The 22,022-nt window shown below is 61.8% G+C and carries 7 protein-coding genes and 5 rRNA genes; 2 read left to right on the forward strand and 10 right to left on the reverse strand.

Features of this window, described 5'->3' with window-relative positions; all coding sequences use genetic code 11:
- Positions 1–134 precede the first annotated feature (134 nt).
- On the reverse strand, positions 135–2,420 hold the full coding sequence (locus ABRP34_RS12475) for a PxKF domain-containing protein (protein ID WP_353710428.1): 2,286 nt from the start codon (positions 2,418–2,420) through the stop codon (positions 135–137).
- Positions 2,421–2,682: 262 nt separating this feature from the next.
- Between ABRP34_RS12475 and ABRP34_RS12480 the strand changes: the two genes are divergently transcribed.
- Positions 2,683–4,395 (forward strand): helicase HerA-like domain-containing protein, encoded by a 1,713-nt coding sequence (locus tag ABRP34_RS12480; RefSeq protein WP_353710429.1) that lies wholly within the window; start codon positions 2,683–2,685, stop codon positions 4,393–4,395.
- Between the two features lie 129 nt (positions 4,396–4,524).
- Positions 4,525–5,517 (forward strand): hypothetical protein, encoded by a 993-nt coding sequence (locus tag ABRP34_RS12485; RefSeq protein ID WP_175304992.1) that lies wholly within the window; start codon positions 4,525–4,527, stop codon positions 5,515–5,517.
- Between the two features lie 175 nt (positions 5,518–5,692).
- Here the strand turns inward: ABRP34_RS12485 and ABRP34_RS12490 are convergent, their stop codons facing one another.
- The 9 genes from ABRP34_RS12490 to ABRP34_RS12530 form a co-directional block, all read right to left on the reverse strand.
- The gene (locus tag ABRP34_RS12490) at positions 5,693–6,529 is read right to left on the reverse strand and encodes a DUF559 domain-containing protein (RefSeq protein ID WP_353710430.1); all 837 of its coding nucleotides are present in this window, start codon (positions 6,527–6,529) and stop codon (positions 5,693–5,695) included.
- Between the two features lie 210 nt (positions 6,530–6,739).
- Positions 6,740–8,737, reverse strand: coding sequence for an NHL domain-containing thioredoxin family protein (locus tag ABRP34_RS12495; RefSeq protein WP_353710431.1), 1,998 nt, complete (start codon positions 8,735–8,737; stop codon positions 6,740–6,742).
- A complete protein-coding gene (locus tag ABRP34_RS12500) occupies positions 8,737–10,899 on the reverse strand; it encodes a cytochrome c oxidase assembly protein (protein ID WP_353710432.1) in 2,163 nt (720 codons plus the stop codon). The genes ABRP34_RS12495 and ABRP34_RS12500 overlap by 1 nt, the downstream gene beginning before the upstream one ends.
- 115 nt (positions 10,900–11,014) lie before the next feature.
- Positions 11,015–11,299 (reverse strand): HU family DNA-binding protein, encoded by a 285-nt coding sequence (locus tag ABRP34_RS12505; protein ID WP_003803320.1) that lies wholly within the window; start codon positions 11,297–11,299, stop codon positions 11,015–11,017.
- Positions 11,300–11,814: 515 nt separating this feature from the next.
- Positions 11,815–11,931 (reverse strand): 5S ribosomal RNA (gene rrf / locus ABRP34_RS12510).
- A 154-nt stretch (positions 11,932–12,085) separates the two neighbouring features.
- Positions 12,086–15,213 (reverse strand): 23S ribosomal RNA (locus ABRP34_RS12515).
- 540 nt (positions 15,214–15,753) lie between these two features.
- Positions 15,754–17,277, reverse strand: a 16S ribosomal RNA gene (locus ABRP34_RS12520).
- 1,122 nt (positions 17,278–18,399) lie between these two features.
- Positions 18,400–18,516: ribosomal RNA gene (rrf, locus tag ABRP34_RS12525) — 5S ribosomal RNA — on the reverse strand.
- Between the two features lie 154 nt (positions 18,517–18,670).
- A 23S ribosomal RNA gene (locus ABRP34_RS12530) occupies positions 18,671–21,798 on the reverse strand.
- The 16S, 23S and 5S rRNA genes sit together here, the layout of an rRNA operon.
- Positions 21,799–22,022 lie beyond the last annotated feature (224 nt).

Below are 22,022 nucleotides of genomic sequence, written 5' to 3' on the forward strand. Positions count from 1 at the left end.
GACGGCGGCGGCCGGGATATTTCTGGATGTCGCCGTGGCGTCGGACACGGAGGAAGGGGGCCACCGTTTCCGGCGACCCCCTTCCCGCGGTTTAACCCATACGTGCTACTTGCCGGCTCAAGTCCGCAGCAGCGCTACTTCAGCTTGAAGTTGGCATCGATGTGGGAACCGTCGGCTGACGTCATGCTGAGCTGGAAGCAGACCCCTGGCATGTTCGGCGTCTTCCAGTTGTAGATGTACTGGCCACCCGTCGAGTCGTACCTCAGGGAGGTATTTCCGGTGGCCGTGATCTCGATTCCGTCCTGGAGAGCCAGCGGACTGCACGCGATCTGCCGGACTCCCATCTTCACGATGCTGGTGTCCGTCAGCTCTGTGGCGCCGGAGAACACTTCGAATTTGGCAGGTACGGTGCTTCCTGCCTTCACCGTGTTGAGGACGCCGCCCATGTCGATGGGCTGGTAGAAGCCCTTGGGCTCCCAGGCTTTCACCGTGTAGGTCTGTGTAGTGACAGACCTGCGCCCCGCATTGTCGGTGGCCGTGGCCGTCAACGTGTGGGTGCCCACCTCCGCGGAATAGCCGGTCACCGCGCAACCCGCCGGACCTGAACCTGCGTCCGTGGCGGTGCACGTGGGCTGGGCGCCGAGGGACCTGAAGTACGCGTCCGCCAGAACTGAGTCGAATGTGGCAACCGGATCCGTCAGATCCACCTTGAAGGCCGCGCTGGACACTTCACCGGCGGGCGTTGTGTTGTCCGCGACATCCGTGAACGCCGGGCTGGCCAGGACCATGCCGGTGCCTTCTCCACTGGACACCGCCGTCTTGACGGCGGACTCCGGACCCGAGAGTGCATCCGTCCCGGTAAACGTCGCCGTGACCGGGCCGGTGTACCAGCCGTTCGCGCCCTCCGTGCCGCTGAGGTTCGTGAACGAAACGGACGGCGCCGTGAGGTCGATCTTGTAGCTTGCGGACGGCGTGCCGGCCTCTGAGGCATTGCCGGCAAGGTCCGCGAAGACCGGGCTGCCAACAACGACGGCGGCTCCCTCGCCAGCGGATGTTGCGGTCTGGGTTGCGACGGCCGGCCCCGACACTGCGTCAGTTCCGGTGAACGTTGCCGTGACGGGGGCGTTGTACCAGCCCTTGGCATTCGGCTCCCTGTCGGCTTCCGTGTACGCCACCACTGGCGCCGTGCCGTCGATCTTAAAGCTTGGGGTAACCGCTCCAAGGGCCGAGGCGTTGCCCGCGGTGTCACTGAACACCGGGCTCCTGACCTCTATGGCCGCTCCTTCGGTGCCCGCAGCTGTTGTTTCGCTCGCGGACTGGGCGGCGGGGCCGGATGTTTCGTCGGTGGCGGTGAACGTGGCCGTAACGGGCCCCCTAAACCAGCCGTCGTTGCCGACGGGTCCTTCTGCCCCTGTGTAGCTCACTTGGGGAGCGGTGGCGTCAAGGCCCACGGGCACAGTGTCCTTGGAGGTGGAGCCTCCGGCGCTGGTTGCGGAGCAGGTGTACGCGATTTTCACTTGGTCCGCCGAAATGGCCTGGTCCTCGCAGCCGGTAGTGACCAACGAGCCTGGCGACTCGGGATCGGTGACCGTCCAGCTGAGGATCAGCGGAGCGGTGAACCACTCACTGAGGCCGTTGGGCGTCCCCGGGTTCAGGGTGTAGCTGATCTGCGGACCGCTGGGGTCCCCGATGCTGTAGGTGGCTGAGCCGCTGGCGGTGAGCCCGCCGCCGTCCGTGTAGCTGCAGCTCGCTGTCTGCTGGCCGATGCCGTCCGCTGCGTAAGGACCGGTGATGCCGCTGAGTGTTGCAGCGACCGTGCTGTTCCCGTCTTCGGCGTCGACGATGCTGCAGGACGCTGCGGGGACGGCGCCCTTGGAGTACGAAGCGCCCGTAGTCACACCGGCGACTGACAGGGTCGGCGCCGTGTTCGCAGGAGCCGGGGCCGCCACATTGACTGTAAACGTCGCCGGGGCAAGGTCAAAGGTTCCGCCAGTGTTATTGAAGGTCTGAATGGCGGAGATGGTGGTCAAGCCAGCTGCCACAGGGGTGACCGTCACCAGCTTCGTGCTGCCGCAGGCTGTGAACGTCACGGACGAGGGGCTGACGGTTGCTGCCGCCGGATTGCTTGATGCCAGGCCCAGGGTCAAGACGGTGCTGCCGGTCAGATTGCAGCCGTTCTTGCCATCATCGTTGGCCGGGGAAACGGCAAGCGTTGTGGTGCCAGTGCCGCCGCCCACATTCAATGGCATGCTTTCGGCCGCGGCATCCAGGCTCGCATCAACGTTGTTGTAGACCACGTCCGCCTGTGCCACACCCGCCGCGGACAGCAGCAGGCCGCTCACCGTGACCGCGGCCAGGACCTTCCGTCCGGCGCCAACAGGCGTGGCGGACCACCACCCAGCTCGGGGCCGGGCCCTCATTCTGTGCCCGGGGCTTTTTCGGTCTGAATAGTTCACTGCAGCGCCTCCCTCGCGAGAATGCGGCCACCATTAGCCGCAAATGTAGATCAGAGGCTATGGGCGCACGCCCGGAAAGACACCAGTAGTTTCCACTCGACTTTGCGTGTTTCCGTACCTGTTTTATGGACGCTCTACTCAATATCTAGCTGAGGCTCCCCATCCCGAAACCATCAATTTCCTGGCTTTCACCAGAGATCTGGATTCCCGCGGCTAAGCTGTCGGCATGGCCAACAAGTCCACTGCAGATAAAGTAGCCACCATCCAAAAGGGCTATGCCCTGGAGGGTGCCACCATCGAACTGGGCGCCGCCATCGTCGACGGCGAACTGCACAAGGAAGCTCCCGTCCGGCTGCCGCTGTCCATGATGAACCGGCACGGGCTCGTGGCCGGTGCCACCGGCACTGGCAAGACAGTCACCTTGCACATGATGGCCGAACAGCTCTCGGCCGCCGGGGTGCCCGTATTCCTGGCAGACATCAAGGGCGACCTCTCCGGGCTTGCCACGGCGGCGGCCGGAAGCGACAAGCTGGCCAAGCGTACCGAGAGCATCGGGCAGGCCTGGTCAGGAAAGACGTTTCCGGTGGAGTTCCTGGCCCTTGGCGGGGATGGCGACGGCATCCCGGTCCGCGCCACCATTACATCGTTCGGGCCCATCCTGCTCTCCCGGGTGCTGGAGCTCAACGACACGCAGGAATCCAGCCTCCAGCTCGTGTTCCACTTTGCGGACAAGAACAACCTCGAGCTGGTGGACCTGAAGGACCTGCGAGCCGTCATCCAGTTCCTCATCTCCGATGAGGGCAAGGAAACGCTCAAGGAGCTGGGCGGCCTGTCCAAGGCCACCGCCGGCGTCATCCTGCGCGAGCTGGTGACACTCGAGGCGCAGGGCATGGAGCGTTTCTTCGGCGAGCCCGAGTTCGACACCGCCGAGCTGCTCCGCACGGCGCCGGACGGGCGTGGCGTCATCAGCTGCCTGGAGCTGCCCACCCTGCAGACCAAGCCGATGGTTTTCTCCACGTTCCTCATGTGGCTGCTCGCGGACCTGTTCGAGGACCTGCCCGAGGCCGGCGATCTCGACCGGCCCAAGCTGGTGTTCTTCCTCGACGAGGCGCATCTGCTCTTCAACGACGCCTCCAGGGCTTTCCTGGAAGCCATCACCACCACCGTCCGCCTGATCCGCTCCAAGGGTGTGGGCATCTTCTTCGTCACGCAGACCCCGAAGGATGTTCCGGCGGACGTCCTCGGACAGCTGGCCAACCGCGTCCAGCACGCCCTCAGGGCTTTCACCCCGGAGGACGCGAAGGCCCTCAAGGCCACGGTCTCCACGTTCCCGGTCAGCGACTATGACCTCGAGGAAACCCTGACGTCCGCGGGCATCGGCGAAGCCGTCATCACGGTGATGAACGAGCGCGGAGCCCCGACGCCGGTTGCCCTGACCCGTCTCCGGGCGCCGGAATCCGTCATGGGTCCCAGCGCCGTCGAACTGGTCAGGAGCACCGTGGCAGGGTCTGCGCTGCTCGCGAAGTATGGCACTGCGGTGGACAACGTCTCGGCGTACGAGAAGCTGACTGGCAAGGCCGCGGCGTCCACAGGGGCCGCGGCACCCGGGCAGCCGCCGTCGCCATCGCCCGAAGTGTTCGTCCCGGGCAATCCTGATCCCACAGCCATCGACGACGAAGCGCGCCGCATTGAGGAGGAGATCCTCGGCCGTCCCAGCAGCAGGCAGCCCAGTACCGGCCAGCCCGATGGCGGGTCCGTACCTCCGGCCCCGGCCAGGCGCCAGGCTCCCCAGTCCGGCAGCATGATGGACGACATCACCGGCGCCCTCGGCGGGGTCCTTGGCAGCGGCCTGAAAAGCATGGCGCGGTCCATGGGAACGCAGCTCGGCCGGGAGCTCCTGCGGAGCGTTTTCGGCACCTCGTCCCGGCGCCGCCGCTAGCCGCAGGCAGCGCCGAAAGCGGCGGGTGGGGCCCCGCCGTCGTGCGTTCCTGCGCGTTGGGCGGGCGTCATGGGGACCGGCCGCACTCCAGAGTTGCGTGGCGTTGCAGGTAACGTGGGGTGCGTGCAAATGAGTCAAGCGTTGGTGAAGACGGCGGCCGGGTGGCTGCTGGGCCTCATGCTTGCCATCGTTGGGTCCATCGTTTCGGTCAATCTGGTCAACTCCTCCGTGGCCAGTCCGCAGCAGCCCGTGCGCGAATATCTGGAGGCTCTGCAGCACGGCGAAGGGGAGCGGGCGCTTGGCCTGCTCCGCGCGTCGGTGCCGGACGCCGACGCAGCCATGCTCGACGGAACTGCCCTGCAGACGTCGGCGTCGCGGATCACGAACGTCAAGCTCGGCGCAGCAGTGGGCCGCGGCGGCAACCGGGTGATGGTGCCGATGGACTACACCATCGACGGCAGCCAGCTGCACACCGAGTTCCTGCTGGAGAGCACCGGCACCGAATGGCTGTTCTTCCATAAGTGGTCCTTCGTGCCGAGCACCCTCCCCACCGTCGACGTGACGGTGGTGAACTCCAGCGAGGCAACCATGAACGGCGTGCCGGTGAACATGCCGGGCGGGCACAACAGCTTCGCGGTGTTCTACCCGGGCGAGTATGAGGCGTCCCTCAACGGCCAGTACTTCGCAGCTCCCCCCACGCGGGCCACAGTCTCGGGACGGGAAGCTCCTGCTGCCCCGCTGAACCTGCTGACGCATGCCACGGACGAACTCAACCAGGCGGTGTCCGCCCGGGTCAAGGAGTTCCTCGACAAGTGCGCGGCGGAAGCCGGCCAGCAGCAAAAGCTCCAGCCCGACTGCCCGTTCTACCACGTGACCAACAACCGCGTGGTGGACGGCACCATCAAGTGGAGCATCACCGAGTACCCGAAAATCACCATCGAGCCTTTCGACGGCAGGTGGGTGGTGGCGCCGCTGGACGGCAAGGCTAAGATCACGGCCGAGCAGGTCGATCTGTTCACCGGAGCCGTCTCGCCCCTGGACGTGGAGCACGATTTCAGCTTCACCACCCGGCTGGACATCGACGGGGACACCATCAAGGTCACGCCCCTGCTCACCTTCTAGGGGCTGCGTCCGGCCGGCGTCACCCCGCGTCCTCCCGTCGTCCCGCGTCCTCCCGCGTCGTCCCGCGTCACGCAGAGCGGCTTTTTCGCGCACCTCATCCCGTCCAGCCCCGCCAATCCAGGGCACAATGCACCGTCCCGGGCCAAAAACCCGCATGGCGTGACGGCTGCCCCGCTCACCGGGTTGCTGGCCGCGCTCCCCCTTGCCCCGCGAGGACTGCCAGGACCTCGGCCAGCATGTGTTCGGGCCGGTGGACCACGTCTGCGTAGTAGTAACGGAGCACCGTGTACCCTTGGACCACCGATTTGTTATTCCGGTGGTGGTCCTTCTTCACCTGTGCCCAGTCGCTGTGGTGCCTGCCGTCGAGTTCCACCACGAGCCAGCCCTCGAGCAGCAGGTCAACATAGCCGACCCCCTCGATGTACACCTGTGCCTCGACGTGGATGCCGGCCCTGCGGAACGTGGTCCGGGCTAACGTTTCGAGGAGCGATTCGGCGCCACGGTCCACCCACTCCAGCATCTGACGGGCCTTGCCGTTGCGCCTGCCCGGCAACCGCTCCCGCAGGAACTGCAGGGAAATGTCACCCCGCCCCACCGCGCACTCCACCATCACGAGCGACTCGCGTGGAGGCAGGCAGCGCAGTGCGTGGATCAGGACGTCGCCCAGGGCTGCGACGGGGCGGTGAGGGTGTGGCGGCAGGCTCAGCTCCCGGTGGGCAACCTCGCCCTCAGCAGCCACCTCCCGGCGGTGGTGGACATGCAGCAGCCCAGCTGGCGCCACCGTCCACAGCCCGTAGAACGGCGCCGCGCTGATGCAGGTAAGGAGTTGACGGCGGCTGAGCAGCGCCACGGCGGACGGGGCCGCAGACGGGAGTGCATAGAGTCCGCGGGCAGGCTGCAGGAGGCCTCCACGCACTGCCCTGCGCAGGGCAGCATCGCTGACACCAAGGCCGGCCAGCACCGGCCGCCTGGCCACGCCGCCACATAGGCTGAGCGCCTGAATTACGTCCATGCCGCCATCGTGCACGCGCAGCGGACGCCCAGGCACCCGCCATTTCCCCTATGTGGACTTCCGGGCCGTCACGCCGGGCACGATTTTGAGTCTTGGGCTGTTCACTGGCCGCGAGTTTCCGGCGCACGCCTCCCCCTGTTGACGCGAAAGGCTGCCGCCCGTGACGCCGAAACAGCGTTCACGAACGGCAGCCGATGCACCGTGCCGGGATTAGTCCATGCCGCGCAGGTCCAGCACCAGGTCGGTGTCGCCGTCGGCCTGCAGCACCACGGGAATGCCCCAGTCCTGCTGGTACAGGTGGCAGGCGGCGTGGTCGGGGATCTCGCCGTCTTCGGTTTCCGGGCCGTCGCAGGCAGCTGCGCGGGCCGTAATGTGCAGGATGCCCTCCGGAACGTCGGAGGACAGCTCGAGCGTACGGAGAAGGCCCACGGAGGTCCCGGCACCGGACACGAGCAGCTCCGGCGGGGTGGAGGAGATCTTCATCTGGGTGGGGTCGCCCCAGCGGTCATCGAGTTTTTGGCCTGTGGGGGCCGTGAAGCGGACAGTGAGCTCCATCAGACCGGGCGCCACAGGGCTCTTGGGCCGGTGCGTCTGGACGGCGCCCTCGTCCACCTGCTGGGCTTCCTTGGGGATGGGCACGTAGACAAGCTGGTGCTTGTTCGCTTCGACCACCACCAGAAGCGGCTCAGAGCCGGCCACCTGGGTGTGGTCGACGATCACGTCGGACGGCTCGGCCAGGCCCCGCGCCAGCGTGGACACGGTGCCGGCTGCCGGATCGTAGCGGCGGACAGCACCGTTGTAGGTGTCCGCAATGGCCACGGACCCGTCCGGCAGCACGGTGACGCCCAGCGGATGCTGCAGGCGCGCCTCGGACGCCTCGCCGTCCCGGAAGCCGAAGTCGAAGAGGCCCTTGCCCACCGCTGATTCAACGGTGACTGCGCCGTCGTCGCTGATCACCAGCTTGCGCAGGGCAGAAGTCTCCGAGTCCGCCACCCAGACGTTTCCGTCGGCGTCCTCTGCCAGGCCGGAGGGCTGCGCGAACCAGGCTTCGTGTGCGGGCCCGTCGAGCAGCCCTTCCAGCCCGTTGCCGGCGAGGATCGAGACATCCCCGGTGAGCGGTTCGTAGCTGAAGATCTGGTGCACACCGGCCATGGCGATCACCACGGCGTTCAGCTTGCTGGACCAGACGACATCCCACGGCGAGCTGAGCGCCACGTCCAGGGGGTGGTCGCCCAAACGTCCGGTGAACCCGGCCGCGTCCTCGTCCACGCGGGCGGGCCCGGTTTCGAGGAGCCGCTGCACGCCGCTGCCGGCGAGGGTAGTGACGGATCCGTCCGCGAGCGACAGCCCCCGCAGGCGATGGTTGACGGAGTCGGCAATTACGACGTCGTAGCCCGTCTTCGCTGCCACGTCTTCCGGCAGCAGGACAAGACCCTGCGGTTCGTTGAACCGCGCGGTGCCGGCGGCACCGTCGGCGTGGCCCTTCTCCCCGGAACCGTATGTGCTCAGCACGGTGTGGAAGTCGGTGCCGAGCTCCAGAACGCGGTGGTGGCCGGTATCCGTGACAAGCCAGGTGCCGGCGTCAGCGGCGCCGGCGGCAGCACCGGCGTCGGAGGCTGACCTGGCGGAAGCTGAACCACGGCCGGACGGAAGGTAGAGCGCCTTGCCCGGGAAGCGCAGGGTTCCCGACGTCGGCTCCGGGGCCACGTACGGGCCGTTGCCGCGGTGCAGGGTGCCGCGGGCCTCGTGCTCGGCGATCAGCTCGGGAATGAGCACGCCCAGGCCGTCAGCATGGCCTTCGCCCGACAGGTGCGCCACGATGTAGCCCTCGGGGTCAATGACAACCAGCGTGGGCCAGGCGCGGGCCGTATAGGCCTTCCACGTTTCCAGTTCGGGGTCGTCCAGGACGGGATGGTGGATTTCGTAGCGCTCCACGGCGGCGGCCAGCGCGACGGGATCGGCCTCGTGCTCGAACTTCGGGGAATGCACGCCCACGGTGACCAGGACGTCGGAGTACTTTTCCTCCAGCGGGCGGAGCTCGTCCAGCACGTGAAGGCAGTTGATGCAGCAGAAGGTCCAGAAGTCCAGGAGCACGATCTTGCCGCGCAGGGCCTCCAGGTCCAAAGACTTGCCGCCGGTGTTCAGCCAGTTGCGGCCCACCAGTTCGGAGGCGCGGACCCGGAGGTGGGTGCGTACGGTTTCGCTCATCAGCGTCCTTCCAGCTTTGAGTTGCGTTCAGCCAGCTTGGCGTCGCGTTCAGCCAATTTGGCAAACATATCGTTGTAAGCGGTGAGATCGGCGTCGTTATTCCTGTCCGCGGCCCGGTCGGTGCGCCGGGTTTCGCGTTCATCGGACCTTGACCACATGATGGCGACGCCGATCGCCACCAGCAGGGTGGGCACCTCGCCGATGCCCCAGGCCACGGCACCGCCCATTTGCTGGTCCAGCAGGGCCGAGCCTCCCCAGCTGCGGCCGAGGTTGCCGAAGTAGTCGGCGGCCAGCAGGTTGGTGCCGCCCATGATGGCCACGCCGAAGAAGGCGTGGAAGCCCATGGTGGCCAGCAGGAGCAGGAGCCGCAGGGGGTATGGCGCGCGGCGGGGAAGCGGGTCGGTGCCGATCATGCTGAGCACGAAGATGTAGCCTGTCAGCGCAAAGTGCAGGTTCATCAGTTCGTGGCCCACGTGTTCGCGCATCGCGAGGCTGAAGGCATCCGAGTAGTAGAACAGCACGATGGAGCCGGCGAAGTTGGCGGCGGCGAACAGCGGGTGGGTGACCACCTGGGAGAACTTCGAGTGGACGAACAGCAGGAGCCATTCGCGGAGGCCGCGGGACCCGTCCTTCCGTGCCGGCAGGGCCCGGAGCGCAAGCGTCACGGGGGCGCCGAGCACCAGGAAGATCGGTGCAACCATGGTGAGGGCCATATGGTCCACCATGTGCGCGGAGAACAGTACGCGGCCGTATACCGACGGCGGTCCGGACGTGATGTAGGTCAGCACCAGCAGGCCAATGATCCAGTTTGTGGTGCGGAACCAGGCCCACTTGTCCCCGCGCGCGCGGACCTTCGCGACGCCCAGGAGGTAGGACACCAGGCCGAAGACGGCGACGGCGATCCAGAGCCAGTCCAGGCGCCATTCAGTCAACCAGCGTTCGGGCGTCAATTCCGGGGGCAGCTCGTAGCCGGAGAGGATGAACGCCGGCGAGGCGTCCGCCGCATAGGTTGTTGGTTCCGGCGGCGCTGACCGGCCCAGCGCGACTGCGATGCCGGACGTGGCGCCCATAATGAGGAGTTCGATGAGAATCAGCTGCCAGAGCACGCGACGCGCGGACATGGAAGCCCCCGCGCGGGCCAGCTGCGGGATGACCCACTGCCGGTGCATGAAGCCGATTCCGCCCAGTACCAGTGTGGCGGCGGACTTCGCGAGGATCAGCTGCCCGTAGGCCGAGCCGAAGAGGTCAGCCCAGCTGGTCACGCGGATGCTGGCGTTGATCACGCCCGATGCGAACACCAGCGCAAAGGCGAACCCCGCCAGTGACGAGAACCGGCGGAGAACCGGTTCGGTGATGTCGTGGACGCCCGGCTGGGACGCCAGGCTGCTGCGGGGCTGGCTGCGTGGGGCGAGGATGCCGGAGAGGAGGGCGAGCAGGATGATGCCGCCCACCCAGACGCTGACGCCCACAAGGTGCAGGCCCAGCGAGTTGATGGCCCCCTCGTGGTCGCTGGAGCTCGCGGAGTGGCCGATCAGCGCGGTGGGGACCAGGCCGATCAGTGCCAGCAGCAGCGTAAACACCAGGCCGGTCAGGGAACGCACCCCGAAGAGGGCGGTCGTCACGACGGCGGCGATGATCGTGACAGCCAGCCAGGCGCGACCGGTTTCAATGTCTGTCATGAAGAAGACCAGGGCACGGGTGAACTCGGCATCCCCGGAGATGCCCTGCCCCGCCACATCAGAGTAAGTCAGCACCAGGACGGCGATGGCGGACAGCGTCCAGGCCACGCCTGCGGCTGCCGCGATGGCCAGGGCGCGGGCGAAGGCGGGGTGCTCGGGCGTGTCGCTGTCCTTCGACCGCGCACCGCCGAGCTTGTGCGGCAGGATACCTGCAGCGAAGATGAGCCCGCCCACTACAGCGGCAAGGGAGACATTGTGGATGGCCTTGCTCACCGGCAGGCCCCAACGCACCAGCGCACCGGGGTCGGAAACTTCACGGGCGGCCGCGGCGCCGGAGAACAGCAAGGCGGCCACCAGCCCCACGAAGAGGGCACCCAGTGCGGCCGCCTGCCAGGCCCGCTGGATGCCAAAGGCACTGTCAGTGGCCCGCGTGCCCGAATCGGGCGCGGGTTGCGGAGTGAGGGGCTTTGCTGCTGAGGGCACCTATCCATTGTCCGCTACCGTCGCCAACGCGGCGAATCGAGGATTTGGCGGATCGGGGGTTAAAAGCGAGAGGAGCGGCAACCCGCGGGTTGCCGCTCCTCTGAGCTGCGAAAGACTACTTCTTGGAGACAGCGGCCTTCAGCTTGGAGCCTGCGGTCAGCTTGACGCTGTGGCCGGCTGCAATCTGGATGGTCTCGCCGGTCTGCGGGTTGCGGCCAGTGCGGGCTGCACGGTCGGTGCGCTCAACTGCGAGCCAGCCCGGGATGGTGATCTTCTCGCCGGCGGCGACAGAAGATTCGAAAACCTCGAACAGTGCATCGAGCACGGAGTTGACGGCTGCCTGGCTGGTGCCGGCCTTGCCTGCTACCTCTGAAACAAGTTCACTACGGTTCTTAGCCATGTATGTCCTCCTGGACGCTCTTGATACTGGAGCCTGCATGCGGCGTGCGTGCAAGCCACTGTTCGAAAACTTACCAGCTTGCACCCGGGAGGGGGATAAATTCCGCGTGTTTCCGCGACTTTTTGACCTAAATCACCGGTATTTCAAGGATTTCCAGCCAAAAGCGGCCCTATGCCCTGGTCCGTCTTGGCTTTCAGGCGCCGCCCCGCCGGACGCTTCCTCACATCCCGCCGCCTCACTCCCGACGCTTCCTCACATCCCGTCGCCTCATTCCCGACGCTTCCTCACATCCCGCCGCCTCACTCCCGACGCTTCCTCACGTCCAGTCGCCTCACTCCCGACGCTTCCTCACATCCCGTCGCCTCCTCACTCATTGGCGGGGATGTGCGGGAGCCTGTGTGAGTGGTCCGTTAGTTGGCCCTGTCGAGACCAGGCGCGCCCGGTGCTGTGAAAGCCGGGTTTAAATGCGGGAGAGCCCCGACCATGACTGGTTCGGGGCTCTCGACCTAATGGTTGTCCGGCGGTGACCTACTCTCCCACACCCTCCCGGGTGCAGTACCATCGGCGCTGTGGGTCTTAGCTTCCGGGTTCGGAATGGGACCGGGCGTTTCCCCCACGCTATGACCGCCGTAACCCTGTGTCCCGTCACACACCCGTGCGGGTGTGCGGGGGAAATCTTGTGGTTACAACAACTGTGGTGTTGTTATTCAGTTTATTTTGGTTCCTGTTCCAACGGGTTTGTTGGTTGGGAACCACATAGTGGACGCAAGCATGCTTTGTTCTTGTGTGGTGTAAGTTATCGGCCTATTAGTACCGGTCAGCTTCACGAGTCGTTAGTCCTCGCTTCCACATCCGGCCTATCAACCCAGTGGTCTGGCTGGGGGCCTCTCACACCCGAGGGTGTATGGAAATCTCATCTCGAAGCGAGCTTCCCGCTTAGATGCTTTCAGCGGTTATCCCATCCGAACGTAGCTAATCAGCGGTGCACTTGGCAGTACAACTGACACACCAGAGGTTCGTCCGTCCCGGTCCTCTCGTACTAAGGACAGCCCTTCTCAAATTTCCTGCGCGCGCAGCGGATAGGGACCGAACTGTCTCACGACGTTCTAAACCCAGCTCGCGTACCGCTTTAATGGGCGAACAGCCCAACCCTTGGGACCTACTCCAGCCCCAGGATGCGACGAGCCGACATCGAGGTGCCAAACCATGCCGTCGATATGGACTCTTGGGCAAGATCAGCCTGTTATCCCCGAGGTACCTTTTATCCGTTGAGCGACGGCCATTCCACAATGTACCGCCGGATCACTAGTCCCGACTTTCGTCCCTGCTCGAGATGTCTCTCTCACAGTCAAGCTCCCTTGTGCACTTACACTCGACACCTGATTGCCAACCAGGCTGAGGGAACCTTTGGGCGCCTCCGTTACTTTTTAGGAGGCAACCGCCCCAGTTAAACTACCCATCAGGCACTGTCCCTGACCCGGATTACGGGCCGAAGTTAGATGTCCAAAGTGACCAGAGTGGTATTTCAACGATGACTCCACCCGAACTGGCGTCCGGGCTTCAACGTCTCCCACCTATCCTACACAAGCCACTCCGAACACCAATACCAAACTATAGTAAAGGTCTCGGGGTCTTTCCGTCCTGCTGCGCGTAACGAGCATCTTTACTCGTACTGCAATTTCGCCGAGTTTATGGTTGAGACAGCGGGGAAGTCGTTACTCCATTCGTGCAGGTCGGAACTTACCCGACAAGGAATTTCGCTACCTTAGGATGGTTATAGTTACCACCGCCGTTTACTGGGGCTTAAATTCTCAGCTTCGCCGTGAGGCTAACCGGTCCTCTTAACCTTCCAGCACCGGGCAGGAGTCAGTCCGTATACATCGTCTTGCGACTTCGCACGGACCTGTGTTTTTAGTAAACAGTCGCTTCCCCCTGGTCTCTGCGGCCCCGATCCCCTCCCGGACGCACGGTCCGTTCAAGGTTGGGGCCCCCCTTCTCCCGAAGTTACGGGGGCATTTTGCCGAGTTCCTTAACCATAATTCTCTCGATCGCCTTAGTATTCTCTACCTGATCACCTGTGTCGGTTTGGGGTACGGGCGGCTAAAACCTCGCGCCGATGCTTTTCTAGGCAGCATAGGATCACCGAATCCCCCCTTTACGGGAGTCCCGTCAGATCTCAGGCACATGAACAGCGGATTTGCCTACCGTTCGCCCTACATCCTTGGACCGGGACAACCATCGCCCGGCTCGGCTACCTTCCTGCGTCACACCTGTTAATACGCTTGCCTCCCAGGATCAGGTCCCGCGCTCCACCAAAACCCTTCACCCACAAGGGGTGTCAGGCAGGTCTCGGGCGGTTAGTATCCCCTGTTCAACATGGGCGGTTTTTCGCCGGTACGGGAATATCAACCCGTTGTCCATCGACTACGCCTGTCGGCCTCGCCTTAGGTCCCGACTTACCCAGGGCAGATTAGCTTGACCCTGGAACCCTTGATCATCCGGCGGACGGGTTTCTCACCCGTCTTTCGCTACTCATGCCTGCATTCTCACTCGTGTAGGCTCCACCGCTGGTTTACACCGCGACTTCACCGCCCACACGACGCTCCCCTACCCATCCACACTCCTGAACCACAAAGGCTTGGAAAATATGTGAATGCCACAACTTCGGCGGTGTACTTGAGCCCCGCTACATTGTCGGCGCGGAATCACTTGACCAGTGAGCTATTACGCACTCTTTTAAGGATGGCTGCTTCTAAGCCAACCTCCTGGTTGTCTTCGCAACTCCACATCCTTTCCCACTTAGCACACGCTTAGGGGCCTTAGTTGGTGGTCTGGGCTGTTTCCCTCTCGACTATGAAGCTTATCCCCCACAGTCTCACTGCTGCGCTCTCACTTACCGGCATTCGGAGTTTGGCTGACGTCAGTAACCTTGTAGGGCCCATTAGCCATCCAGTAGCTCTACCTCCGGTAAGAAACACGCAACGCTGCACCTAAATGCATTTCGGGGAGAACCAGCTATCACGAAGTTTGATTGGCCTTTCACCCCTACCCACAGCTCATCCCCTCCATTTTCAACTGAAGTGGGTTCGGTCCTCCACGACGTCTTACCGTCGCTTCAACCTGGCCATGGGTAGATCACTTCGCTTCGGGTCTAGATCACGCCACTGCAACGCCCTGTTCAGACTCGCTTTCGCTACGGCTTCCCCACACGGGTTAACCTCGCGACGTAACACTAACTCGCAGGCTCATTCTTCAAAAGGCACGCCGTCACAACTACTATGGCTGCTCCGACGGATTGTAAGCACACGGTTTCAGGTACTGTTTCACTCCCCTCCCGGGGTACTTTTCACCTTTCCCTCACGGTACTGGTCCGCTATCGGTCATTAGGGAGTATTTAGGCTTATCAGGTGGTCCTGACAGATTCACACGGGATTTCTCGGGCCCCGTGCTACTTGGGATACTCATCAAAGGCGGTACACAGCATTACGGTTACGGGGCTCACACCCTCTACGGCCGGCCTTTCAAGACCGTTCACCTATACCAGCACTCACACCTCCCCGGTCCGGCAGAACCAGGACAACAAGTCCCACAACCCCGCCCATGCAACGCCCGCCGGCTATCACACATGGGTCGGTTTAGCCTGATCCGCGTTCGCTCGCCACTACTAACGGAATCACTGTTGTTTTCTCTTCCTGCGGGTACTGAGATGTTTCACTTCCCCGCGTTCCCTCCACGCACCCTATGTGTTCAGATGCGGGTCACCAGATCACTCGCGCGTCTGGCGGGGTTTCCCCATTCGGACACCCTGGGATCACAGTCCGGTTATCGACTCCCCCAGGCTTATCGCAGATTCCTACGTCCTTCTTCGGCTCCTAATGCCAAGGCATCCACCGTGTGCTCTTAAAAACTTGACCACAAAAGATCAATCAGTAATTTTCGAGAGAACCATGAAAACCAACCACACCCAACAACCACCCCCAAAAAGGAAGCCATCATCACGCGCAGCCAGATCCAGGTTCATATTCTTGGAAATTGCTTCTTATAAAAGATGCTCGCGTCCACTATGTAGTTCTCAAACAACAACCCCGTACCACACACCCCACACACAACCCCCCAAAGGGGCCAACGCGCATGACCGGTGCAGCCAGGAAACCAGAAACAAACAAGCCCCGGGAAAACACGGCCAAAAACCGCAGCCTCCCCGGCCCTGTTGCCTCAGGACCCAACAGTGTGCCAAACACTAAACCACGCATCCCCCACCCGCACCGTTCCAGGACAAACCCCCACAGGGAACCCATCCGTACTAAACACAGGAAAAACACGCGGCCGCTATCCGTTGATATTCCACCCATGAGCACCCGCCGCAGAACAAACGTCTGCGCAACGGGCCTTTACTCCTGACAACCCCTCCACACCCGCCTACACGGGCCGCAGAGACTGTAGGTGCTCCTTAGAAAGGAGGTGATCCAGCCGCACCTTCCGGTACGGCTACCTTGTTACGACTTAGTCCCAATCGCCAGTCCCACCTTCGACGGCTCCCTCCCACAAGGGGTTAGGCCACCGGCTTCGGGTGTTACCAACTTTCGTGACTTGACGGGCGGTGTGTACAAGGCCCGGGAACGTATTCACCGCAGCGTTGCTGATCTGCGATTACTAGCGACTCCGACTTCATGGGGTCGAGTTGCAGACCCCAATCCGAACTGAGACCGGCTTTTTGGGATTAGCTCCACCTCACAGTATCGCAACCCTTTGTACCGGCCATTGTAGCATGCGTGAAGCCCAAGACATAAGGGGCATGATGATTTGACGTCGTCCCCACCTTCCTCCGAGTTGACCCCGGCAGTCTCCCATGAGTCCCCGCCATTACGCGCTGGCAACATGGAACGAGGGTTGCGCTCGTTGCGGGACTTAACCCAACATCTCACGACACGAGCTGACGACAACCATGCACCACCTGTGAACCGGCCCCAAAAGGAGAAACCACATTTCTGCGGCGGTCCGGTCCATGTCAAGCCTTGGTAAGGTTCTTCGCGTTGCATCGAATTAATCCGCATGCTCCGCCGCTTGTGCGGGCCCCCGTCAATTCCTTTGAGTTTTAGCCTTGCGGCCGTACTCCCCAGGCGGGGCACTTAATGCGTTAGCTACGGCGCGGAAAACGTGGAATGTCCCCCACACCTAGTGCCCAACGTTTACGGCATGGACTACCAGGGTATCTAATCCTGTTCGCTCCCCATGCTTTCGCTCCTCAGCGTCAGTTAATGCCCAGAGACCTGCCTTCGCCATCGGTGTTCCTCCTGATATCTGCGCATTTCACCGCTACACCAGGAATTCCAGTCTCCCCTACATCACTCTAGTCTGCCCGTACCCACCGCAGATCCGGAGTTGAGCCCCGGACTTTCACGGCAGACGCGACAAACCGCCTACGAGCTCTTTACGCCCAATAATTCCGGATAACGCTTGCGCCCTACGTATTACCGCGGCTGCTGGCACGTAGTTAGCCGGCGCTTCTTCTGCAGGTACCGTCACTTTCGCTTCTTCCCTACTGAAAGAGGTTTACAACCCGAAGGCCGTCATCCCTCACGCGGCGTCGCTGCATCAGGCTTTCGCCCATTGTGCAATATTCCCCACTGCTGCCTCCCGTAGGAGTCTGGGCCGTGTCTCAGTCCCAGTGTGGCCGGTCACCCTCTCAGGCCGGCTACCCGTCGTCGCCTTGGTGAGCCATTACCTCACCAACAAGCTGATAGGCCGCGAGTCCATCCAAAACCACAAAGCTTTCCACCCCCACCATGCGATGAGGAGTCATATCCGGTATTAGACCCAGTTTCCCAGGCTTATCCCAGAGTCAAGGGCAGGTTACTCACGTGTTACTCACCCGTTCGCCACTAATCCCCGGTGCAAGCACCGGATCATCGTTCGACTTGCATGTGTTAAGCACGCCGCCAGCGTTCATCCTGAGCCAGGATCAAACTCTCCGTTGAAGTAAAACAGACACAACCAACACCCCGGAAATAACAGGAACGAAGGCTGCACAAAATTTGAAACCAGCTAAAAACACCAGGCCACACCACGGGGGTGGGCAGCCCGGCACAATCAACCAATTCATAAAAAAATCGGTATCAACAAACTTGGCACACTATTGAGTTCTCAAACAACAGACACACCCGGCACCACCCAAACCAACGTTCAGGATCGCTCCGGAGCAACTTTTCAAACTTACCCGGTTTCACTCCCCGACGCAAATCCGTGTTTCAGGACCCGCACCGGCAAACAAACCAGCCCCACCAAGTTCGAGCGATCTAAAAGAGTCACCAGATTTTGGTCTTGATTTCGGGGGTTTGGCCGCCCGCGGTTACCAGCTCTTCGCTGTCTCCCTCGCGGCGACTTGGAAAACATTACACCCACGCCACCGCCAAAGCAACCCAGCCGAAAACACGTGAAACGCGCACCGAAACCCTTGGACTGCCGCGGTTTTTGGCCCCTCCAGGACGGTCAACGGAGACAACCAGGATCCGGATTGGTTTTATGGACCGCGTCACAGTCCGGCATGTTCCCCGGGGCCGGCGGGCCGACGGCCCCGCGCACCAGGTGTCCTCCCCCGCTCAACCGCACCTCAGACTGCCAGCCCGCCGCCAGCCGGCACCCGCCGCTATGGACCACAGGCTCCGCAAACAACAGCCTCCACAAACCACAACCCCCGCAAAACGTCCGGAAGGCTGCCAGGGTGAAGTTCCTCACCGAAGCGCCGCGGGCCGCGTTGCCCGCATTGCCCCGGCACCGGCAACCCAAGGACCCGCCCCGGCAGGTCCTTGGGACGTGAGGGACGAAGGGCCTTCAGAATGGGGTTCGCAGCCGGTGCCGGCGCATCAATTGGCACCGCGGCCCGCCCCGGGCGCCGTGGCCGGCTGTTGACACCGTGGCCGGCACGTCCGCCGGGCGGCGACTTCTGGACGGCTCAGGTTTTTAAACAGCGCGGGTTTCTAAACAGCGCGGGCTGTTAACCAGCCAGGGCCCCGGCGTATGCGCCGGGGCCCTGGGGGAGGGTGCTTTAAATGCGGGAGAGCCCCGACCATGACTGGTTCGGGGCTCTCGACCTAATGGTTGTCCGGCGGTGACCTACTCTCCCACACCCTCCCGGGTGCAGTACCATCGGCGCTGTGGGTCTTAGCTTCCGGGTTCGGAATGGGACCGGGCGTTTCCCCCACGCTATGACCGCCGTAACCCTGTGTCCCGTCACACACCCGTGCGGGTGTGCGGGGGAAATCTTGTGGTTACAACAACTGTGGTGTTGTTATTCAGTTTATTTTGGTTCCTGTTCCAACGGGTTTGTTGGTTGGGAACCACATAGTGGACGCAAGCATGCTTTGTTCTTGTGTGGTGTAAGTTATCGGCCTATTAGTACCGGTCAGCTTCACGAGTCGTTAGTCCTCGCTTCCACATCCGGCCTATCAACCCAGTGGTCTGGCTGGGGGCCTCTCACACCCGAGGGTGTATGGAAATCTCATCTCGAAGCGAGCTTCCCGCTTAGATGCTTTCAGCGGTTATCCCATCCGAACGTAGCTAATCAGCGGTGCACTTGGCAGTACAACTGACACACCAGAGGTTCGTCCGTCCCGGTCCTCTCGTACTAAGGACAGCCCTTCTCAAATTTCCTGCGCGCGCAGCGGATAGGGACCGAACTGTCTCACGACGTTCTAAACCCAGCTCGCGTACCGCTTTAATGGGCGAACAGCCCAACCCTTGGGACCTACTCCAGCCCCAGGATGCGACGAGCCGACATCGAGGTGCCAAACCATGCCGTCGATATGGACTCTTGGGCAAGATCAGCCTGTTATCCCCGAGGTACCTTTTATCCGTTGAGCGACGGCCATTCCACAATGTACCGCCGGATCACTAGTCCCGACTTTCGTCCCTGCTCGAGATGTCTCTCTCACAGTCAAGCTCCCTTGTGCACTTACACTCGACACCTGATTGCCAACCAGGCTGAGGGAACCTTTGGGCGCCTCCGTTACTTTTTAGGAGGCAACCGCCCCAGTTAAACTACCCATCAGGCACTGTCCCTGACCCGGATTACGGGCCGAAGTTAGATGTCCAAAGTGACCAGAGTGGTATTTCAACGATGACTCCACCCGAACTGGCGTCCGGGCTTCAACGTCTCCCACCTATCCTACACAAGCCACTCCGAACACCAATACCAAACTATAGTAAAGGTCTCGGGGTCTTTCCGTCCTGCTGCGCGTAACGAGCATCTTTACTCGTACTGCAATTTCGCCGAGTTTATGGTTGAGACAGCGGGGAAGTCGTTACTCCATTCGTGCAGGTCGGAACTTACCCGACAAGGAATTTCGCTACCTTAGGATGGTTATAGTTACCACCGCCGTTTACTGGGGCTTAAATTCTCAGCTTCGCCGTGAGGCTAACCGGTCCTCTTAACCTTCCAGCACCGGGCAGGAGTCAGTCCGTATACATCGTCTTGCGACTTCGCACGGACCTGTGTTTTTAGTAAACAGTCGCTTCCCCCTGGTCTCTGCGGCCCCGATCCCCTCCCGGACGCACGGTCCGTTCAAGGTTGGGGCCCCCCTTCTCCCGAAGTTACGGGGGCATTTTGCCGAGTTCCTTAACCATAATTCTCTCGATCGCCTTAGTATTCTCTACCTGATCACCTGTGTCGGTTTGGGGTACGGGCGGCTAAAACCTCGCGCCGATGCTTTTCTAGGCAGCATAGGATCACCGAATCCCCCCTTTACGGGAGTCCCGTCAGATCTCAGGCACATGAACAGCGGATTTGCCTACCGTTCGCCCTACATCCTTGGACCGGGACAACCATCGCCCGGCTCGGCTACCTTCCTGCGTCACACCTGTTAATACGCTTGCCTCCCAGGATCAGGTCCCGCGCTCCACCAAAACCCTTCACCCACAAGGGGTGTCAGGCAGGTCTCGGGCGGTTAGTATCCCCTGTTCAACATGGGCGGTTTTTCGCCGGTACGGGAATATCAACCCGTTGTCCATCGACTACGCCTGTCGGCCTCGCCTTAGGTCCCGACTTACCCAGGGCAGATTAGCTTGACCCTGGAACCCTTGATCATCCGGCGGACGGGTTTCTCACCCGTCTTTCGCTACTCATGCCTGCATTCTCACTCGTGTAGGCTCCACCGCTGGTTTACACCGCGACTTCACCGCCCACACGACGCTCCCCTACCCATCCACACTCCTGAACCACAAAGGCTTGGAAAATATGTGAATGCCACAACTTCGGCGGTGTACTTGAGCCCCGCTACATTGTCGGCGCGGAATCACTTGACCAGTGAGCTATTACGCACTCTTTTAAGGATGGCTGCTTCTAAGCCAACCTCCTGGTTGTCTTCGCAACTCCACATCCTTTCCCACTTAGCACACGCTTAGGGGCCTTAGTTGGTGGTCTGGGCTGTTTCCCTCTCGACTATGAAGCTTATCCCCCACAGTCTCACTGCTGCGCTCTCACTTACCGGCATTCGGAGTTTGGCTGACGTCAGTAACCTTGTAGGGCCCATTAGCCATCCAGTAGCTCTACCTCCGGTAAGAAACACGCAACGCTGCACCTAAATGCATTTCGGGGAGAACCAGCTATCACGAAGTTTGATTGGCCTTTCACCCCTACCCACAGCTCATCCCCTCCATTTTCAACTGAAGTGGGTTCGGTCCTCCACGACGTCTTACCGTCGCTTCAACCTGGCCATGGGTAGATCACTTCGCTTCGGGTCTAGATCACGCCACTGCAACGCCCTGTTCAGACTCGCTTTCGCTACGGCTTCCCCACACGGGTTAACCTCGCGACGTAACACTAACTCGCAGGCTCATTCTTCAAAAGGCACGCCGTCACAACTACTATGGCTGCTCCGACGGATTGTAAGCACACGGTTTCAGGTACTGTTTCACTCCCCTCCCGGGGTACTTTTCACCTTTCCCTCACGGTACTGGTCCGCTATCGGTCATTAGGGAGTATTTAGGCTTATCAGGTGGTCCTGACAGATTCACACGGGATTTCTCGGGCCCCGTGCTACTTGGGATACTCATCAAAGGCGGTACACAGCATTACGGTTACGGGGCTCACACCCTCTACGGCCGGCCTTTCAAGACCGTTCACCTATACCAGCACTCACACCTCCCCGGTCCGGCAGAACCAGGACAACAAGTCCCACAACCCCGCCCATGCAACGCCCGCCGGCTATCACACATGGGTCGGTTTAGCCTGATCCGCGTTCGCTCGCCACTACTAACGGAATCACTGTTGTTTTCTCTTCCTGCGGGTACTGAGATGTTTCACTTCCCCGCGTTCCCTCCACGCACCCTATGTGTTCAGATGCGGGTCACCAGATCACTCGCGCGTCTGGCGGGGTTTCCCCATTCGGACACCCTGGGATCACAGTCCGGTTATCGACTCCCCCAGGCTTATCGCAGATTCCTACGTCCTTCTTCGGCTCCTAATGCCAAGGCATCCACCGTGTGCTCTTAAAAACTTGACCACAAAAGATCAATCAGTAATTTTCGAGAGAACCATGAAAACCAACCACACCCAACAACCACCCCCAAAAAAGGAAGCCATCATCACGCGCAGCCAGATCCAGGTTCATATTCTTGGAAATTGCTTCTTATAAAAGATGCTCGCGTCCACTATGTAGTTCTCAAACAACAACCCCGTACCACACACCCCACACACAACCCCCCAAAGGGGCCAACGCGCATGACC

Origin of the sequence: Arthrobacter sp. K5, from assembly GCF_040448525.1 — a bacterium.
In the GTDB taxonomy this organism is placed as follows: Bacteria; Actinomycetota; Actinomycetes; order Actinomycetales; family Micrococcaceae; genus Arthrobacter; species Arthrobacter globiformis.

Excerpts from the sequence above, each read along its gene's own strand:
- ABRP34_RS12475 (WP_353710428.1), bottom strand. The coding sequence starts at position 2,420 with ATGAGGGCCCGGCCCCGAGCTGGGTGGTGGTCCGCCACGCCTGTTGGC.
- ABRP34_RS12480 (WP_353710429.1), top strand. The coding sequence starts at position 2,683 with ATGGCCAACAAGTCCACTGCAGATAAAGTAGCCACCATCCAAAAGGGC.
- ABRP34_RS12485 (WP_175304992.1), top strand. The coding sequence starts at position 4,525 with ATGAGTCAAGCGTTGGTGAAGACGGCGGCCGGGTGGCTGCTGGGCCTC.
- ABRP34_RS12490 (WP_353710430.1), bottom strand. The coding sequence starts at position 6,529 with ATGGACGTAATTCAGGCGCTCAGCCTATGTGGCGGCGTGGCCAGGCGG.
- ABRP34_RS12495 (WP_353710431.1), bottom strand. The coding sequence starts at position 8,737 with ATGAGCGAAACCGTACGCACCCACCTCCGGGTCCGCGCCTCCGAACTG.
- ABRP34_RS12505 (WP_003803320.1), bottom strand. The coding sequence starts at position 11,299 with ATGGCTAAGAACCGTAGTGAACTTGTTTCAGAGGTAGCAGGCAAGGCC.